The sequence below is a fragment of the Monashia sp. NPDC004114 genome (genome assembly GCF_053603855.1).
Genome location: NZ_JBSGGK010000001.1, coordinates 366,837 through 381,077 on the forward strand (window position 1 = coordinate 366,837; position 14,241 = coordinate 381,077).

A 14,241-nucleotide genomic window follows, 5' to 3' on the forward strand; every position below is an offset into this window, starting at 1 on the left:
TGCCCGATGGGAGGATCGCGGAGTGGACGCGCCATCGTTTCGGATCTGGCCACCCGTAGCGCTCGGCGTCCCGCTCGCCTGCGGCTGGGTCCTCACGGCGACACTGGGCGACCCGGTTCCTGTCACCGGCGCGCCGGCGAGATGGGCGGGCGGTCTGCTGATCGTCGCGTTCGCACTGTGGAACGGCTGGACGTTGCTGGTCATGGCGTCGCACGGCACCTCGATCTTGCCGGGCGGCCCGGCGACCGAGCTCCTTCAGGCGGGTCCGTTCCGTCTCAGCCGCAATCCGCTCTATCTCGGGTTGATCGCGCTGGACATCGGACTCGCGCTCTTGATGGCCTCTTTCTGGGCGCTCGTGTTCGTGCCGATCGGCGTCGCTGCGCTGTTCTGGGGTGCGATCCGACCTGAAGAGCGTTACCTGTCAGGCAAATTCGGCTCGGACTACGAGGCGTACTGCGCTCGGGTGCGCAGGTGGCTCTAGCGGCGAAGGCTCCGCACCCGGACTACTCGGTGCCGTTCGCCGGCAGGTGCCCCGGCAGCCCGAGCCGCGGGAACTGGTCGTCGTGGAACGTGACGATCTCGGTGATCGCCCCGCCCGTGACGCGCAGGACGTCGATGGTCAGCGGCAGGTACGCACCCTCCTGCTTCTGCCAGAGGTAGAAGGCGATGGCGGGCTGCCTGTTCACCGACGTGGGGACGGCACGCAGACGCTCCAAGCCGTCGAATCCGCTCTCGACCCAGTCCTTCACCACGGCGTCGCGCCCGACGTACAGGCCCGGCGTGGGAGGCATGCAGCAGCGGACGTCGTCCCGCAGCAGTGCGGCGACCCCGTCGATGTCCTTGGCCACGCTGGCGGCGGTATAGCGGCGCACGAGCTCGCGCGTCCCGGCGTCCTCCTCGCCGCCGGTCCAGTCCTGGCGCTCGGCGGGCAGGTGCTCCCGCATCCCTGCACGGGCCCGCTGCAGCGCGCTGTTCACGGAGTTGACGGAGTCTCCGAGGAGCTGCGCGACGTCCTTCGCTGGCCAGCCGAGCACGTCGCGCAGGATCAGCACGGCCCGTGGGCGCGGCGCCAGATGCTGGACGGCAACCAGGTACGCCAGCTCGATCGTCTCCCGCGCGACCGCCACGGTCTCCGGCTCGTCGGCGTCGTCTGCCGGCAGCTCGTCGAGCAGCCGGTCCGGGTAGGGCTGCAGCCACAGCACCTCGCCGCCGGTCGCCGGCTCAGGGCGGCGCTTGGCGAGCAGGTCCAGGCACGCGTTGGTGGCGATCCGGTAGAGCCACGCCCGGAACGTCGACCGTCCCTCGAAGGTCTCCCGTCGCCGCCAGGCACGCAGGAACGTCTCCTGCACGGCGTCCTCGGCGTCCTCGAACGACCCGAGCATCCGGTAGCAGTGCACGTGCAGCTCCCGGCGGTGCCGCTGCGCGAGCCGCGAGAACGCCGGCTCGTCGACCTCGCCGAGACCGCTCACGCCCAGACCGCTCACGCCCACCTCCTCCAGTCGCGCGTCCGCACTCATCACGTCATCCTTCCGTCACGAAGTGTCCCGTCGTAGATAGGACGGCCGCGGGCGCGACAACTCATCACCAGGCTTTCGGGCTCCCGGCCGCGCGGTCTCCTGAGTGGGCGCAGGGGCGAGCGATCACCGCGCCGGGCAGACGACCCGACGCTCAGCCCGTCAGAAGAGGAAGCGAGTCAGCCCCCCTGGCTCCGCTGCCGAGACCACGGTCGCCGAGCGTGGCTCGATCCGATACACATTCCACGGCGGGGGGCCCTGCGACGGAGCGTTGAACGGGGCTGTGATGCCTGACCCGCTCGCATCGGGTTCGGCCGGCCAACCGTTGTCCGCCCACGCCTTGGCGATGCGTGCCAGGGCCCCCGGCTCGGTCACCCGCACCGCGTCGCCCTCGATCACGACGTCCGCGTCGCGGATCGACACCGCTACCGAACACCGCTGATCGCGCGTGACGTTGCGTCCCTTGCGTGTTCCCGCGCCGGTCTGGAACCAGAAGACGCCGTCCAGCCACAGAGCACCGACGGCGGTGACATGCGGGCTGCCATCCTCGTTGACGGTAGCCAGCCAGGTCGCGCGGGCGTTCGCCGCCTCGGGTGGCGGCGTCGACCCCGCCTCGAGCTTCGCGACGACGTCGGCCCAGTCCACCGGCGGCAGGCCCTCGGCCTCACCCAGGTTGATGCGCTCCATCTCCCGAGCCTACGCATCGCCAGGCCAGAGAGGCCGTAGACGGCCTGGTCACCACCGTCCGCGGTGCACGACCTCGTCGAAAGGACGTCGGTCCGGCCGCTGTATGACGGCCAACGGCCGGTCCGACGGGTAGCCGACGGAAAGCATGTAAGCCAAGAAACGTCCCTGCGGAATGCCCAGAACCGCCCTCGCCTGGTCCTGGTCCGCGGCTGCCGCATGGCCCGTGCCAATGCCCAGGTCAGCCGCGGCGACCGTCATCGCATACGTCGCCTGACCGAGGTCGTACTGCAGCAGAGCCGACTGCCGATCATCCTGCGGCTCGGGCGCGACGATCGCGATCGCGGCTGCCGCCCCGGCGACATGCCTGGCGCCCTGCCAGACCTTCGCCAGCTCGACCAGCTGCGCCCGGTCCGTCACGAGCACGAAGTCCCACGGTTGCCAGTTGCCCGCTGACGGGGCACGTCGCCCAGCCTCGAGAATGCGATTGAGCGCCTCGTCGGGGACTGGCTGCTCCGTGAACTGCCGAACGTTTCGCCGCGCCCGCAAGGCGTCCCAAGTTTCCACGGAGTCAATCGTGCGCCTCCGGCGCCGTTCTGGCGAGCGTATGCCGCGCCGACTGCTCGTCCGGGTGCGCGCGATGACCGGTGGCGCTCGGCCGACACCATGCGCGCCGGGTGTGTGGCCGGATGTCCGCTTGGTCGAGGTCGACGCTCACGCTCACTCAGCTGGGCGATCGGGGCCGCGCGGGCCGGCATACGGGGACGGCACGCCTCGACCGCGCGTTGCGGTCCTTCGCCCACGACCCAACCTCGGAACGGGCACGACAGTCGACCAGCTGGCGGGTTGTTGCGGTCCGGGTGCCCGTCGGCGCGCGACACCTGACCATCGGGTCGACTGTCGTGCCGCCGGGGGCCGGTAAAGGCACTGGCCCAATACAGGATCCAGCCGGTGCGGGTCCTCGTAGGGAACTCCTGTGGAATCCGCAACGCGATCCCGCCCGGGCCGGATTCTGTAGGCGGCGAGGGCTATCGCCACGATCGACAGGGCAGGTGTGGCACCTTGTGCAACACCAGAGGCCGCCGACGTGGAGGAATGACGATGGACCAGCTTGAAGGGACCGGCGCGCCGGCGCACGAGGCGTTTGTCGCGCACTTCACCGACCCGATCTACGACGATCCGGCTGAAGAGTTCGCTCCGTTCGGGTCCGACGAGGGAGCCGACATCCTGTCCGAGTGGGTCGAGCGGGCCGACGATCTGGACGACAGATCCACGGTGCGATTCGTCCTCCAAGACTGGTTCGAAGACTCAGAGGACCTGCAGGCCTTTCTCCATGACCTGGAACTGGCAGCGGAGGGAACGTCCGGCTCCTCGGCCGAGGGCGCGCAGACACCGGGTCCACGGATCCCCGAGCCTGGCGGCGACGTGGACGGTGCGACCATCGTTCTGGGCGCCGGCTTCACGCTTCTCCGGCTCACGGGCCACATCGACAGCGAAGGGCGTCGTCTCGTGCTGGCGGCGCTACGAGTCCTGGAGAGCTTCTACGGTCCACAACGGGAGTTCGACGTGATGCGACGAGACGTCGAGGCATTCGCCTGACGCCTCTTGAACAATCTGCTCTCGCTCTCGAAATGGGCGACCGGCTTGCGGGTCAGTGGCGTGCGGTCGGGGCCACCTCGCGCACCATCACGCAGTTTCCTTGCCCCTTGGGACGGTCGTACGTAAAGCCCTCGCGCTCGTACATCGTGCGGGTGCCGTTGTAGAGGAACGACGAGTTCTTCTTCCGAACCCCGCCGGTGTCGTGCGGGTAGCCCTCGACCAGGCCGCCCCCGGCTTGCGCGATCAGCTCGACGGCACCGCGCAGGGCCATGGCCGCCAGGCCCTGGTCGCGAAAGCCGCGCTCGACCAGGATGCAGGTGACCCGGTAGTCGGGCGATCGCTCGGACGTGGCGAGGTACTCCTTGCGGTGCTGGATGTTGGGCAGCTCCTCGGGTGATCCGTACTCCGCCCACGCCACGGCCCGGTCGCCGTCGTAGACCAGTGCCGCGTGCGCGATCCCCTCGGCTACGAGACGTTGCTTGAGGGCCCGGTTTCCTTCGGCCGTCTGGCCCTTCTCCGCGCAGTCGGGATGGAAATGCGTGCACCAGCAGCTGGCGAACATGCCCTTGTTCCGCTCGACGAGAGCGGCGAAGTCGTCGAATGTCTCCGGTGTGAGCTCCTTGATCGTGAAGTCGGACATGCTCGGCAATGTACCCGCGAATGCGGACGTTCAGCGTCCGGATGTTGGTCAGCCAGCCGCCGATGCCTGTCCTCGAGCCAGCGATGCCCGCGCGCAGACATTCTTGAGACCCGCAAAATCTGCGCCCCGTCACTCGTGGAGCAGGGCCTGGTGTCGGGTGCGCTCGAGGTAGGTGCGGATGGTGTCGCGGCTGCGGGTGAGGCAGGCGATCCGGCTCTCGAGCGGACCGAGCTCGGCGGCAAGCTGCGCGGCGACCTCGGCGGGGCAGCTCGGCTCATCCCGGGCGGCGGCATCCTCGGCGTCGAGGAGCACCTTGACCAGCCTGGTCGGGATGCCCGCCTGGACGAGGCCGGCGATCCGGGTGACTCGCTCCACGTGCTCGTCGGTGTAGGTGCGGTAGCCGTTGTCCGCGCGGTCGGCGTCGAGCAGGCCCTGCTGTTCGTAGTACCTGATCAGCCGGGGCGCCACCTGCGTGCGCTCGGCGACCTCACCGATCTTCATCCGGCTCACCCCAGAGTTTGACATTGACATTAGTGTCAGACTCTACCTTTGGCGGGTGACCCAGACCAGCACCATTGCCACCCCGGTCCCGGCGGCCGCACTCCCGTGGCCTGCGCTGCTCGCGCTCGGCACGGCCACCCTCGTCATGGTGACCGCCGAGATGCTCCCGACGGCCGTCCTTGTCCCGATGAGCGACGGGCTCGGCATTGCCGAGTCGCTGACCGGACAGCTCGTTGCGGCTTGGGCCCTCACCGTCGTCGTTGCCAGCCTGCCGCTGACTCACCTCACCCGGCGATTGGACCGTCGCACGCTCCTCGTCTACGGACTCGGGGTCTTGGCCCTGTCCTCGCTGGCGACTGCCGTGGCGCCAGCGTACGGCGTGGTGCTCGGCGCGCGGCTCGCCGGCGCCGCGGCGGTCGGCCTGCTCTGGTCCACCGCGAACGCGCACGTCGCCGACCTCGTTCCCGTGGCGCTCCTCGGTCGAGCGGTCGCTGTGGTCCTCGGCGGCGCGACACTCGGCATGGTGATCGGGACGCCGATCACCCGGCTGATCGCCGACATCGCGAGCTGGCGAGCGGCTTTTGGCGTGCTCGCTCTGGTCACGCTCGGCGTCGCCCTGCTCGTGCGCGGCGTCGTACCGAGTCGCACTCGCGCGAGCGCCGACTCGACCGCTCACGAGGCTGGCGCGCGGGCATCGCTGGCTCCCACGGTGGTCCTGACCGGGCTCGTCGGGCTCCTGCTCATCGGGTTCTACGGGACGTACACCTTCATCACCAGGATCGGCGAACCTGCCGCGGGTCTGTTGCCCGGCGGCGCGAGCAGCCTGCTGCTGGTCTTCGGCGTCGCCTCCGCGATCGGCGTCGGGATCACCGGGCGGGTGAGGCGAACCGGGACCGCGCTCGTGGCCGCCGCGGCCGGCACCGCAGCGGCGCTGTTGGCCTTGGCCTGGGCATCGCATGCGGCAGTTGGTCTCGTGGTGATCACCGCGCTCGGCCTGGTCACGGGCGCGTTGCCGCCGCTGGCCCAGACCGAGATCCTGCGCCGAGCGGGCACGACACGCCGCGACCTGGCTGCGGCCCTGATCCCCGTGGTGTTCAACGGGGGCATCGCCGTCGGTGCTGCCACCGCGAGCCTGTTGGTCGCGGAGGCCGGGCCCTCGGCTCTAGCCGTGCCTGCCGCCGTCACGGCTGGGGTTGCCGCGGTCGGCTTGGCGGCCGCCTCCCGACTACAGGCCCGTCACGACACGCGGTCCTCGGTGCCTCAGGCGGGTGCAGCGGACGCATGAGTGCCCGGCGAGGTCACAGGCCGAGCATCACTGGCGTGCCCGGGATGTCACCGGCGATCAGCGCCGCCAGCGGTGTGGCGAGGTCACGGGGCGAGAACAGGTCGGTTCCGTCGTATGCGGCGATGTCTGCGTGCCGCCACCAGCGCATCCCGCTGATGTGCTCGGCGGCGAGGTCGTCATCGGACAGCGCCCCGCGGGGATCAAAGCGCGCGGTGCGGACAAGGAAGTAGTCGTTGACCACACCGTCGTAGCCGTCGGCATGGCCGGGAGCGGCGACCTCCTGGTGCCAGACGTGGGGCGGGTCGGCATCGATGACAAGCCCCGTCTCCTCGTGCAGCTCCCGGCGAAGGGCCGCCAGCGGCTCTTCACCGGGCTCGATGCCGCCGCCAGGTGCAGCCCACACGACTGTTGCGCCCGTCGGTACAGCCGGATGCGGGAAGCTGAAGCGGCACAGCAGGACCCGGTCATCTTCGGCCAGGATGACCGCCCGGACGGCACGTCTCAACCTCGCCGTGGCTGGCGTCTCGTTCATACCCAGATGATCGCTGCGCCAGCGGCCGGGCCGCAATCTGGCTGTGCGTCACTCATATTCGGCCTTCCGCACGTCCGCCGGCATTCGGCCTGAGGCGATGGATGGGGCGACGCTCAGCTCGGTGAGATCGTCATGGTGACGTTGTCTGCGGGCTAGCGCTGAGGGTCGCGACGCCCGCGGGTGCAGGCGAGCCCGGGCCCGCCAACCTGACCGCTTCCTGCGAGTCGGGTCGCCGACCTTGTGGCCGGCGATGCGCCGCGCAACAATCGCGAGGCAGCGACCATAGTCCGAAGGAGTCCAATGCCAACGGCGCAGCGAACGATCGTCATCGACCGGCCCGTGGAAGCCGTCTTCGCGTTCTTCAGCACTCCTTCCAACGATCCTCGCTGGCGATCCCACGTCAAGGAGATCGACGGTCCGGCGGAGATGCGCACCGGAGCACGGGTCCGTCAGGTGATCTCCGGTCCAGGGGGTCGCGGCATCGATGCTGATATCGAGGTGACCGAGTACTCGGCATCGTCGCGATATGCCTTCAAGGTGATCGCAGGGCCCGCACGGCCTCGCGGTGAGTTCTCGTTCAAGAGCGCAGGGCCCGGTTCGACCGAGGTCACCTTCTCCCTGACTGCGGAGCTGAGTGGCCTCAAGAAGCTGGTGATGTCCGGAGCAGTTCAGAAGTCCATGGACGGTGAGATGGCGTCTCTGGACACCGCGAAGAGGCTGCTCGAGTCTGAATAGATCCAGCAAGGGATCCCGGCCCGTCGCACGGCAGGCTCAACCACTGCGAGCGCGAGCTTGCCGCGGTTTCGTCCAGCTACGCGTCGCGGTGATCGCCTTGGTCCCTCGTGGTGGGGTAGATGGTTTCTCCCCGCTCGAGCATGGCGACGAACTGCTCGATGCGTCGGCTGCGGGTCTCGGCACGCTTCGCAGTCTCGATGCGGTAGAGGATGGCGTAGCGATTTCGGCTGTTGAGGTTCTGGAACATCGTCCGCGCGGCGGGGTGGGAGTCGAGGGCTGCGGCGAGATCGGTCGGCACCTCGATGCTCGCCGGTCCGGAATACGCGGCCTCCCAACGGCCATCAGCCCTTGCGCGCTCCACCGCGGCGAGTCCCGACGCCTGCATGCGCCCTTCCGCTATCAGCCGCTCAGCGATTGCGACGTTGCGCTTTGACCACCCGCTGCGCGGCGTGCGAGGCGTGAAGCGCTGTCGGTAGCTGTGCTTGTCGCCACCGCGGACCTGCCCGTCGATCCATCCTTGGCACAGCGCCTCCTCGAGCGCCTCATCGTAGGTGAGGCTCGTGGGCGCGGCAGCGCCCTTCCTCGCCAGGGTCAGCCACACACCGCGGTCATCACCGTGGTGCTCTCGCAGCCAGACGCGCCATGCGGCGCTGTCAGCGACTGTCAGACCGAGCAGCTCGTCACTCACGCTCCCCACCTTCGCACGCGCACAGAGGCAGCGTTTCCCAAGGCGCGCCTGCGATGCGCCGAATCGGATCCTGCCAGCGGCACGACAGGCAGACAGTCATGGTCGCTGCGTTCGGCCCGGGCATCACAGGCGCCGTTGACGAGGCTGCCGACCACGGTCAGAGTCGGTGCGTGACAACGTCGATCGAGTCGCTCATCGAGCTGTACGGCCACCGATACTCCGCGCACGACGCGAACGGCGTTGCCGAACTGTGCGAGGCTCCCTTTACCGCGATCCGCAAGGGCGTCGCCATCCACCTGGCCGAACCACTTCTGAGGCTCACCGGTTCATCTCGGCGGGACTCGCACGCGTCGCCCGGTGTTGCCGTCCCCGTCACGTGACACAGCGTTCTCCCATGGACGTACGCCGTCCGCCAGGTCCGCGTGAACCGCACGCGCGCGACCCAGGCACTGTCTGAGCCACGGGTCCGCTTCTGCGACTACCGCTGAAAGGGTTCCTGCCCAGGTTGAAGCAACGCCTGGAGGGCCAGGATGACAGCGCCAAGAAGCAGGCCATATCCCGCCGACGCCACCAGCCGCCAGCCGGTCAACCCGGCCCTGCGCCCAGCGACGGCACCCCAGACGCCCAGCGACACCGCTCCGGTCAAGACGATCACCCGAATGATGTGGTCGTACGAGACGCCCGCCACGCTCAGCACGATCAACAGGAGCACCGGCGGTACTGCGATGACGAGGAATCGACACTCCTCCACGAAGGCCGCGCGGCGCTCGCGCGAAGTCAGCGGACGACCCTTTGCAACGCGAGTTCCAAGCTCTGCACCGAAGAGGTGGCTGAGGAAGATCGCCAACAATGGCCCGAGGATGACGGCCAGGACGCCCCAGAAGGTCAGCTGGTTCCAGCCGTCGTAGATGATCAGGACGGACACCAACGTGATCGTCGTGTAGATCAACCGATCGACACGGATCTTCAGCCGGCCAACCCGCGTCCCCTGTCCGATGGACACCGTTCGACCTTATGGTCGGTGCGCCACCCGGTAAAGGCCTGCCGCCAGACTCCGGACGTGGAGGCCCAAAGCCGTTCACCTGCCGCTGGTCAGCTGCTGAGGGCCGCGATGGCGGGGGGATACTCGACCCGTCCTCTGAACTCCGGGTCATAGCGAGACAGCCGGTATACCTGAGCCGCTTCGCGCGGCGCCCAGCCCGGCAGGTCGATGGTGATCCCGTGCGCGGGCGCGAACGTGAATCCGAGCCGCCCGTAGTACCGCGGGCTACCTTCGAGAACCACGAGCGGCTCACCGCGACTGTCCGCCTCCTTGAGCGCGGCACGAACCAGGGCCGAGCCGATCCCCGTCGCTCGTACTCAGGCACGACTGCCAGAGGCGTCAAGGTCAGCACCTCCCGCCGCGTTCCCAGGTCGACCAGGTCCGTGCCGCTGAGCATCACGAAACCTACGACGTGATGGCCGACTCTCGCGACGAGCGCCAGGCCTGGCCGGAAGCGCGGCGAGACGCGGACAGCCGCGACCATGTCGGCGACCCCCGGATGGTCCGCGAACGCTCGCCGCACCACCTCGTCCACCGCGGCGTGGTCGGCGAGCTGTTCCCGCTCGATCACGACGTCGTCCACGGACCGCACGGTAGAGCGAAACCCGCGGCCAACGCGACGGGTTTGCCGGCAGGGCATCCAGCAGGATCGGCCGACTTTCCAGGTAGCTGCGCCGGAATGCGGCGTTGAGAACGCGGAGGCACCAGGAGCGCAACGACCCGCGGGTGGCGCATGATCGGTGCATGGCTGAGGTCACCGTGCGGCTCGCCGGCGTCGCCGACGCCGACACCGTTGGCCGGTTGCTGCGCGACTTTAACGACGAGTTCGAGGCCGCAGGCCCGACCGCTGCTGAGTTCGCGGGTCGGTTCACGACGCTCCTGGCGATGGACGACGTTTGCGTTGTCCTGGCCGATCACGGCGGCCCAGCTGTCGGCTTCGCTCTCCTGACCCTGCGACCGACCCCCTACTACGACGGATCGCTCGCGCAGCTCGAGGAGCTGTACGTCATGCCCAATCTGCGCGACCAAGGCATCGGCACTCTGATCCTCAGGACGGCGATCGAGACTGTGCGAGCCAAGGGAGCGGGCGAGATGCACATCAACGTCGACGAGATCGACGAGGACACTCGCCGTTTCTACGAGCGCCACGGTTTCAGCAACATCGAGGCCGGTAAGGACTATCGAATGCTCTGTTATATCCAGGAGCTCTAGGGTCCAGAACCCAGCCGGGGCGCGGCATACCTCCGCCGTGGAGCTCTGCACTCGCGAGCTCAGCCGGCGTATCAGACCCTGACTCCCCGGGCTCTGGGAAAACGGGAGGCGCACTGTCGGCGGCGATCGGTAGCGTTTGGTGACTGTGACGATGACCAGACTTGGGTACGACGAGGCGCAGGGCACGAGACAGGACGGGGCCCTTCGCGGGGCGGGAGTGCCTGCGGATCGCGTCCCCGTCGACTGGCGCCGGGTCCGTCGTCCCCTCACGGTCGTGTGTTTCGCCATGTCCCTGTTGGGTGCCGTCGCGGCATCCCTCGGGTCCCTGGTCGCCGGCCGGCTCGCCGAGCAAGCCACCTCGACGCTGGTCGTGCTGCTGGCGTTGTGTGTCGTCGGCGGTGCCGTCATCGACACCGTCGCCAGGATCATCTGGGGGGTCGTGTGCGACCGGGCCGAGGGCAGGCTGCGCGCCGACCTGCTCGACGCCGCGATGGCCCAGCCGCTCTCCGAGCTGTCCGAGCAGGCCGTCGGTGAGGTGCTCGACCGCATCGACGACGACACGTGGGAGGTCGGCCAGCTGATGCGCTGGGGTGTGTGGCAGGCCGTGCGCACCCTGCTCGCCTCGGGACCGCTCTGGGTGGTCGCGAGCATCGCCTGGTGGCCCGCTGCCCTGCTCTTCCCCCTGACGGGGTACGCGACGTACTGGGTCGTGCGCCGGCTACTGCCCCAGGTCGCCGAACGCAAGGTGGTCGAGGAAGCCGCGTGGACCGACCATGCCGCATCCACCGAGGAGGGCGTCACCGCCCGCGACGACCTGCGCACCGCTCTCGGCCAGGCGCACGTGCTGCGCCACAACGCGCGGATGGCGGCCCGGGTCCACGCGGCGCTCGACAGGGTGCTCCAGGTCGAGGCCCGGATCACCCGACGCAGCGGCGGGCTGCTGCACGGCGCGCTCGCCGCGGTCGCGGTCGTCGGCACCGCCCTCGTGCTCGCGGACGGCCTGTCAACCGCCGAGCTGGTCACGCTCTTCCTCGTCACCACGATGTTCGTCGGCGGTGTCGACATGCTCGCTCGCCACCTGCCCGACCTTCAGGAAGGCTTTGGCGCGGTCCTGCGGCTGCGGGCCATGCTCGCCTCTCCTGCCGAGCCGACCGGCGGGCTGCCACTGCACGAGGGACCGCTCGACGTGGCCTTCCGCGACCTCGAGTTCAGCTATGGCACCGGCACTTTCGCGCTGCGGGACATCAACCTGGTCGTCCCTGCGGGACACACCTGCGCGCTCGTCGGACGCACCGGCTCCGGCAAGTCCACGCTCGCCTCCCTGCTGTCACGGGCTGTGGAACCGCCGCGCGGCTCCGTGCTGCTGGGAGGCACCGACGTTCTCGACCTCGATCTTCAGCAGCTTCGCGCCGCGGTCGGCGTCGTCACGCAGCGCACCGAGGTGCTCGCCGGCACCCTCGCGGAGAACATGACGCTCTTCGGCGACGTCCCCCGTGCCCGAGTGGAGGCCGCGGTCGCCGAGCTGGGCCTCAGCGAGTGGGTAGCCGGGCTGCCCGACGGTCTGGACACGATGCTCGGCCCTGGCGGCACCACCCTCTCGGCGGGAGAGGAGCAGCTCGTGGCCTTCGCCCGGCTGCTCGTGCGCGACGTGCGCGTCGTCGTCCTCGACGAGGCCACGGCCCGCATGGACCCGGTCACGGAGGCGCGCGTCGTCCGCGCCGCGGACCGTCTGATCTCGGGGCGCACGGGCATCCTCGTCGCCCATCGCCTCTCGACGACCGAGCGGGCCGAGCAGGTGGCTGTCCTCGAGTCGGGCCGCGTGGTCCAGCAGGGTCCCCGTGGCCGACTGGCCGCCGTCGAGGGGCCGTTCCGGCGGTTGCTCGAGGCGGCTGCACACGAAGTGGCTGTCGAGGAGCACCACCACGATGACGCCGCGATCGGCTCGGTCCGTCGCAGCACCAGCCCGCCACCGCCTCCGGCCCTGGCTCCGACGCCGAGCCTGGCCCGGCAGGTCCTCCACGCGGTGCGCATCCTGCCCCACTGGGGACTGCTGGGTGCCTCCCTCTTCCTGGTCGCATCGCTGACGGGCGCGTTCGGAGCAGTCACGGGCTGGATCTGGGGGCTCGTCGTCACCGACCTGCAGGCCGGGCAGGACCCCGGCTGGCTCCTCGCAGCCCTCGTCGTCTCCCTTGTCGTCGCTCCGTTCCTCCTGTCTCAAGCATTCCGGACCTATCCCCACTGGTGGGTCGAGGTCAGGCTCCGCGTGCGCGCCGCTGTGCTCGCCGGCCAGACCGCGCAGCGCCGGCTCGTGCGGACCCCACCCGGCGAGGTGGTGGCGCGCACGATGGACGCCGATCGCCTGGCGCGGTACACCGACCGCTGGGTCGACTTCGTCAACGGCCTCGTCGTCGCCTCGATGACGGCGCTGATCGCCGGCACCTGGCTCGCGGGCGCGGTCCTGCTCGTGGTCATGGTCGTCTCGGGGCTGGCGTCGGCCCTCGGCCGGCCGGTGGCCGGGCGCTCGGCCGCGGCCGCCTCGACAGCCCGGGCCAGCTTCGGACGCTCCCTGGTCTCGGCACTGGAGTCCATCCGCACGGTCAAGCTCGCCGCGGCCACCCCGCAGGTGCACCAGCACCTTCGCCAGGTCGATGGTGGCCGAGTCGATGCAGCCGTCCGCGAGCATCGGGTCCAGGCCCTGCTCGACGGCGTGCCCATGGTCATGGTCCAGTGCGGTGTCGTCGCCGCCTGGGCGGGTTATCTCCACGGCACGTGGTCGCTCGCCATCACCCTGCTCGTCGCCAACGCCGTCAGCGGTTTCAACTGGTTCGGCCGGGTCGCCGGCTCGGTCGTGACCGAGGCGCCCGGAGTGCGGGCGTGGATGAGGGCCACGAGCAAGCTCGCCGGTGGTGGCGACCTGATGAACCTCCCGCCGGGCATGGACCTGGTGCACGGCACTGCCGACGAGCCACGGCCGGGGCAGCGTGAGCCGTTGCGGACCTTGAGTCTGCGCGGGCTGACCGCGGTCCACGACGACGGCACCATCGGTGTGCAGGACGTCGACCTCACGGTAGAGGCAGGCGAGCTGGTGCTCCTGCTCGGCCAGGTCGGCTCAGGCAAGTCCAGCCTGCTCTCCTCACTGGCCGGCCTGACCTCGCACACCGGGCAGGTCGTCTGGAACGGACGCACCCTCGCCGAGCCGGAGATCGAGCTGCGACCCGGACGGGTCTCCCACATCGCCCAGGTGCCGCGGGTTCTGTCCGGGACCTTCACCGGCAACATCGCCCTCGACCACGCCGACCGGCAGGTCGGGCCCGCCATCGCCACGGCTCGTATGGAGCGGGACGTTGCCGAGGCCGGCGGACCCGACGCGCTCGTCGGCCACCGCGGGGTCCGGCTGTCCGGCGGACAGGTGCAACGGCTGGCCCTCGCCCGGGCGCTCGCCTGCGAGGCTGACCTGCTGCTGGCTGACGACGTGTCCTCGGCGCTCGATGCGGCGACAGAGATCGAGCTCTGGGCCGCGCTGCGCTCCGGCCGGGCGACCGTCATCGGCGCGACGAGCAAGGCGGCCGCGCTGGCCCAAGCAGACCGAGTCGTCGTCCTCGACGGAGGCCGGGTTGTCGAGACCGCCCCGTGGCGCGAGCTCTCCGAGAGGTGGGGCCACCTCGCCGGGTGATGGCTCAACCGTGAGCTGCCCTGGCGGGCACCACCGTGAGCTGCCTGGCGGGCGCAAGCGCGCGCTCCCGTTCGCCGAGCCCGTATGCCGTGCCCGCCGGGTGCTGGCTCAACCGCGAGCGACCGCTGGCCGAGCC

The 14,241-nt window shown here is 69.8% G+C and carries 16 protein-coding genes; 7 read left to right on the forward strand and 9 right to left on the reverse strand.

Features of this window, described 5'->3' with window-relative positions; all coding sequences use genetic code 11:
- The first annotated feature begins 22 nt into the window (after nt 1-22).
- Entirely contained in the window at nt 23-481 is a 459-nt protein-coding gene (locus ACWEOW_RS01555; RefSeq protein WP_452267381.1) for a methyltransferase family protein, read from the forward strand.
- A 22-nt stretch (nt 482-503) separates the two neighbouring features.
- Here ACWEOW_RS01555 and ACWEOW_RS01560 read toward each other — a convergent pair whose 3' ends face one another.
- The 3 genes from ACWEOW_RS01560 to ACWEOW_RS01570 form a co-directional block, all read right to left on the reverse strand.
- Nucleotides 504-1,517: an RNA polymerase subunit sigma-70 gene (locus ACWEOW_RS01560; RefSeq protein ID WP_452267382.1), complete on the reverse strand. Its 1,014-nt coding sequence runs from the start codon at nt 1,515-1,517 to the stop codon at nt 504-506.
- A gap of 159 nt (nt 1,518-1,676) precedes the next feature.
- A complete protein-coding gene (locus ACWEOW_RS01565; protein ID WP_452267383.1) occupies nt 1,677-2,201 on the reverse strand; it encodes a pyridoxamine 5'-phosphate oxidase family protein in 525 nt (174 codons plus the stop codon).
- Between the two features lie 48 nt (nt 2,202-2,249).
- Nucleotides 2,250-2,765 carry a nitroreductase family protein gene (locus tag ACWEOW_RS01570; protein ID WP_452267384.1) on the reverse strand — a complete coding sequence of 172 codons (516 nt, stop codon included), beginning with the start codon at nt 2,763-2,765 and terminating at the stop codon, nt 2,250-2,252.
- A gap of 534 nt (nt 2,766-3,299) precedes the next feature.
- On the opposite strand from ACWEOW_RS01570, the gene ACWEOW_RS01575 reads away from it, so the two are divergent.
- Nucleotides 3,300-3,797: a hypothetical protein gene (locus tag ACWEOW_RS01575; protein WP_452267385.1), complete on the forward strand. Its 498-nt coding sequence runs from the start codon at nt 3,300-3,302 to the stop codon at nt 3,795-3,797.
- Nucleotides 3,798-3,849: 52 nt separating this feature from the next.
- Here ACWEOW_RS01575 and ACWEOW_RS01580 read toward each other — a convergent pair whose 3' ends face one another.
- Together ACWEOW_RS01580 and ACWEOW_RS01585 are read right to left on the reverse strand one after the other, a co-directional pair.
- Nucleotides 3,850-4,437 carry a GNAT family N-acetyltransferase gene (locus tag ACWEOW_RS01580; protein ID WP_452267386.1) on the reverse strand — a complete coding sequence of 196 codons (588 nt, stop codon included), beginning with the start codon at nt 4,435-4,437 and terminating at the stop codon, nt 3,850-3,852.
- 129 nt (nt 4,438-4,566) lie between these two features.
- Nucleotides 4,567-4,962 (reverse strand): MerR family transcriptional regulator, encoded by a 396-nt coding sequence (locus ACWEOW_RS01585; protein WP_452267387.1) that lies wholly within the window; start codon nt 4,960-4,962, stop codon nt 4,567-4,569.
- Nucleotides 4,963-4,993: 31 nt separating this feature from the next.
- On the opposite strand from ACWEOW_RS01585, the gene ACWEOW_RS01590 reads away from it, so the two are divergent.
- Nucleotides 4,994-6,223, forward strand: coding sequence for an MFS transporter (locus ACWEOW_RS01590; RefSeq protein ID WP_452267388.1), 1,230 nt, complete (start codon nt 4,994-4,996; stop codon nt 6,221-6,223).
- Nucleotides 6,224-6,236: 13 nt separating this feature from the next.
- Here the strand turns inward: ACWEOW_RS01590 and ACWEOW_RS01595 are convergent, their stop codons facing one another.
- Complete coding sequence (locus ACWEOW_RS01595) at nt 6,237-6,755, reverse strand: NUDIX hydrolase (protein ID WP_452267389.1); 519 nt, start codon at nt 6,753-6,755, stop codon at nt 6,237-6,239.
- A 300-nt stretch (nt 6,756-7,055) separates the two neighbouring features.
- Here ACWEOW_RS01595 and ACWEOW_RS01600 point away from each other — a divergent pair, with 300 nt between their 5' ends.
- Nucleotides 7,056-7,490, forward strand: a complete 435-nt coding sequence (locus ACWEOW_RS01600; RefSeq protein ID WP_452267390.1) for an SRPBCC family protein — start codon at nt 7,056-7,058, stop codon at nt 7,488-7,490.
- Nucleotides 7,491-7,566: 76 nt separating this feature from the next.
- Here ACWEOW_RS01600 and ACWEOW_RS01605 read toward each other — a convergent pair whose 3' ends face one another.
- Nucleotides 7,567-8,178 carry a YdeI/OmpD-associated family protein gene (locus ACWEOW_RS01605; RefSeq protein ID WP_452267391.1) on the reverse strand — a complete coding sequence of 204 codons (612 nt, stop codon included), beginning with the start codon at nt 8,176-8,178 and terminating at the stop codon, nt 7,567-7,569.
- A 170-nt stretch (nt 8,179-8,348) separates the two neighbouring features.
- Here ACWEOW_RS01605 and ACWEOW_RS01610 point away from each other — a divergent pair, with 170 nt between their 5' ends.
- Nucleotides 8,349-8,558: a hypothetical protein gene (locus ACWEOW_RS01610; RefSeq protein WP_452267392.1), complete on the forward strand. Its 210-nt coding sequence runs from the start codon at nt 8,349-8,351 to the stop codon at nt 8,556-8,558.
- A 98-nt stretch (nt 8,559-8,656) separates the two neighbouring features.
- Here ACWEOW_RS01610 and ACWEOW_RS01615 read toward each other — a convergent pair whose 3' ends face one another.
- Together ACWEOW_RS01615 and ACWEOW_RS01620 are read right to left on the reverse strand one after the other, a co-directional pair.
- Nucleotides 8,657-9,181, reverse strand: coding sequence for a hypothetical protein (locus ACWEOW_RS01615; protein ID WP_452267393.1), 525 nt, complete (start codon nt 9,179-9,181; stop codon nt 8,657-8,659).
- 89 nt (nt 9,182-9,270) lie between these two features.
- The gene (locus ACWEOW_RS01620; protein ID WP_452267394.1) at nt 9,271-9,462 is read right to left on the reverse strand and encodes a hypothetical protein; all 192 of its coding nucleotides are present in this window, start codon (nt 9,460-9,462) and stop codon (nt 9,271-9,273) included.
- 502 nt (nt 9,463-9,964) lie between these two features.
- Here ACWEOW_RS01620 and ACWEOW_RS01625 point away from each other — a divergent pair.
- Together ACWEOW_RS01625 and ACWEOW_RS01630 are read left to right on the forward strand one after the other, a co-directional pair.
- The gene (locus ACWEOW_RS01625; RefSeq protein WP_452267395.1) at nt 9,965-10,432 is read left to right on the forward strand and encodes an N-acetyltransferase family protein; all 468 of its coding nucleotides are present in this window, start codon (nt 9,965-9,967) and stop codon (nt 10,430-10,432) included.
- 151 nt (nt 10,433-10,583) lie between these two features.
- Nucleotides 10,584-14,105, forward strand: coding sequence for an ATP-binding cassette domain-containing protein (locus ACWEOW_RS01630; protein ID WP_452267396.1), 3,522 nt, complete (start codon nt 10,584-10,586; stop codon nt 14,103-14,105).
- Nucleotides 14,106-14,241 lie beyond the last annotated feature (136 nt).

Coding starts and splice junctions, on each gene's coding strand:
- ACWEOW_RS01560 (WP_452267382.1), bottom strand. CDS start 1,517: ATGAGTGCGGACGCGCGACTGGAGGAGGTGGGCGTGAGCGGTCTGGGC.
- ACWEOW_RS01565 (WP_452267383.1), bottom strand. CDS start 2,201: ATGGAGCGCATCAACCTGGGTGAGGCCGAGGGCCTGCCGCCGGTGGAC.
- ACWEOW_RS01575 (WP_452267385.1), top strand. CDS start 3,300: ATGGACCAGCTTGAAGGGACCGGCGCGCCGGCGCACGAGGCGTTTGTC.
- ACWEOW_RS01580 (WP_452267386.1), bottom strand. CDS start 4,437: ATGTCCGACTTCACGATCAAGGAGCTCACACCGGAGACATTCGACGAC.
- ACWEOW_RS01585 (WP_452267387.1), bottom strand. CDS start 4,962: ATGTCAAACTCTGGGGTGAGCCGGATGAAGATCGGTGAGGTCGCCGAG.
- ACWEOW_RS01595 (WP_452267389.1), bottom strand. CDS start 6,755: ATGAACGAGACGCCAGCCACGGCGAGGTTGAGACGTGCCGTCCGGGCG.
- ACWEOW_RS01600 (WP_452267390.1), top strand. CDS start 7,056: ATGCCAACGGCGCAGCGAACGATCGTCATCGACCGGCCCGTGGAAGCC.
- ACWEOW_RS01625 (WP_452267395.1), top strand. CDS start 9,965: ATGGCTGAGGTCACCGTGCGGCTCGCCGGCGTCGCCGACGCCGACACC.
- ACWEOW_RS01630 (WP_452267396.1), top strand. CDS start 10,584: ATGACCAGACTTGGGTACGACGAGGCGCAGGGCACGAGACAGGACGGG.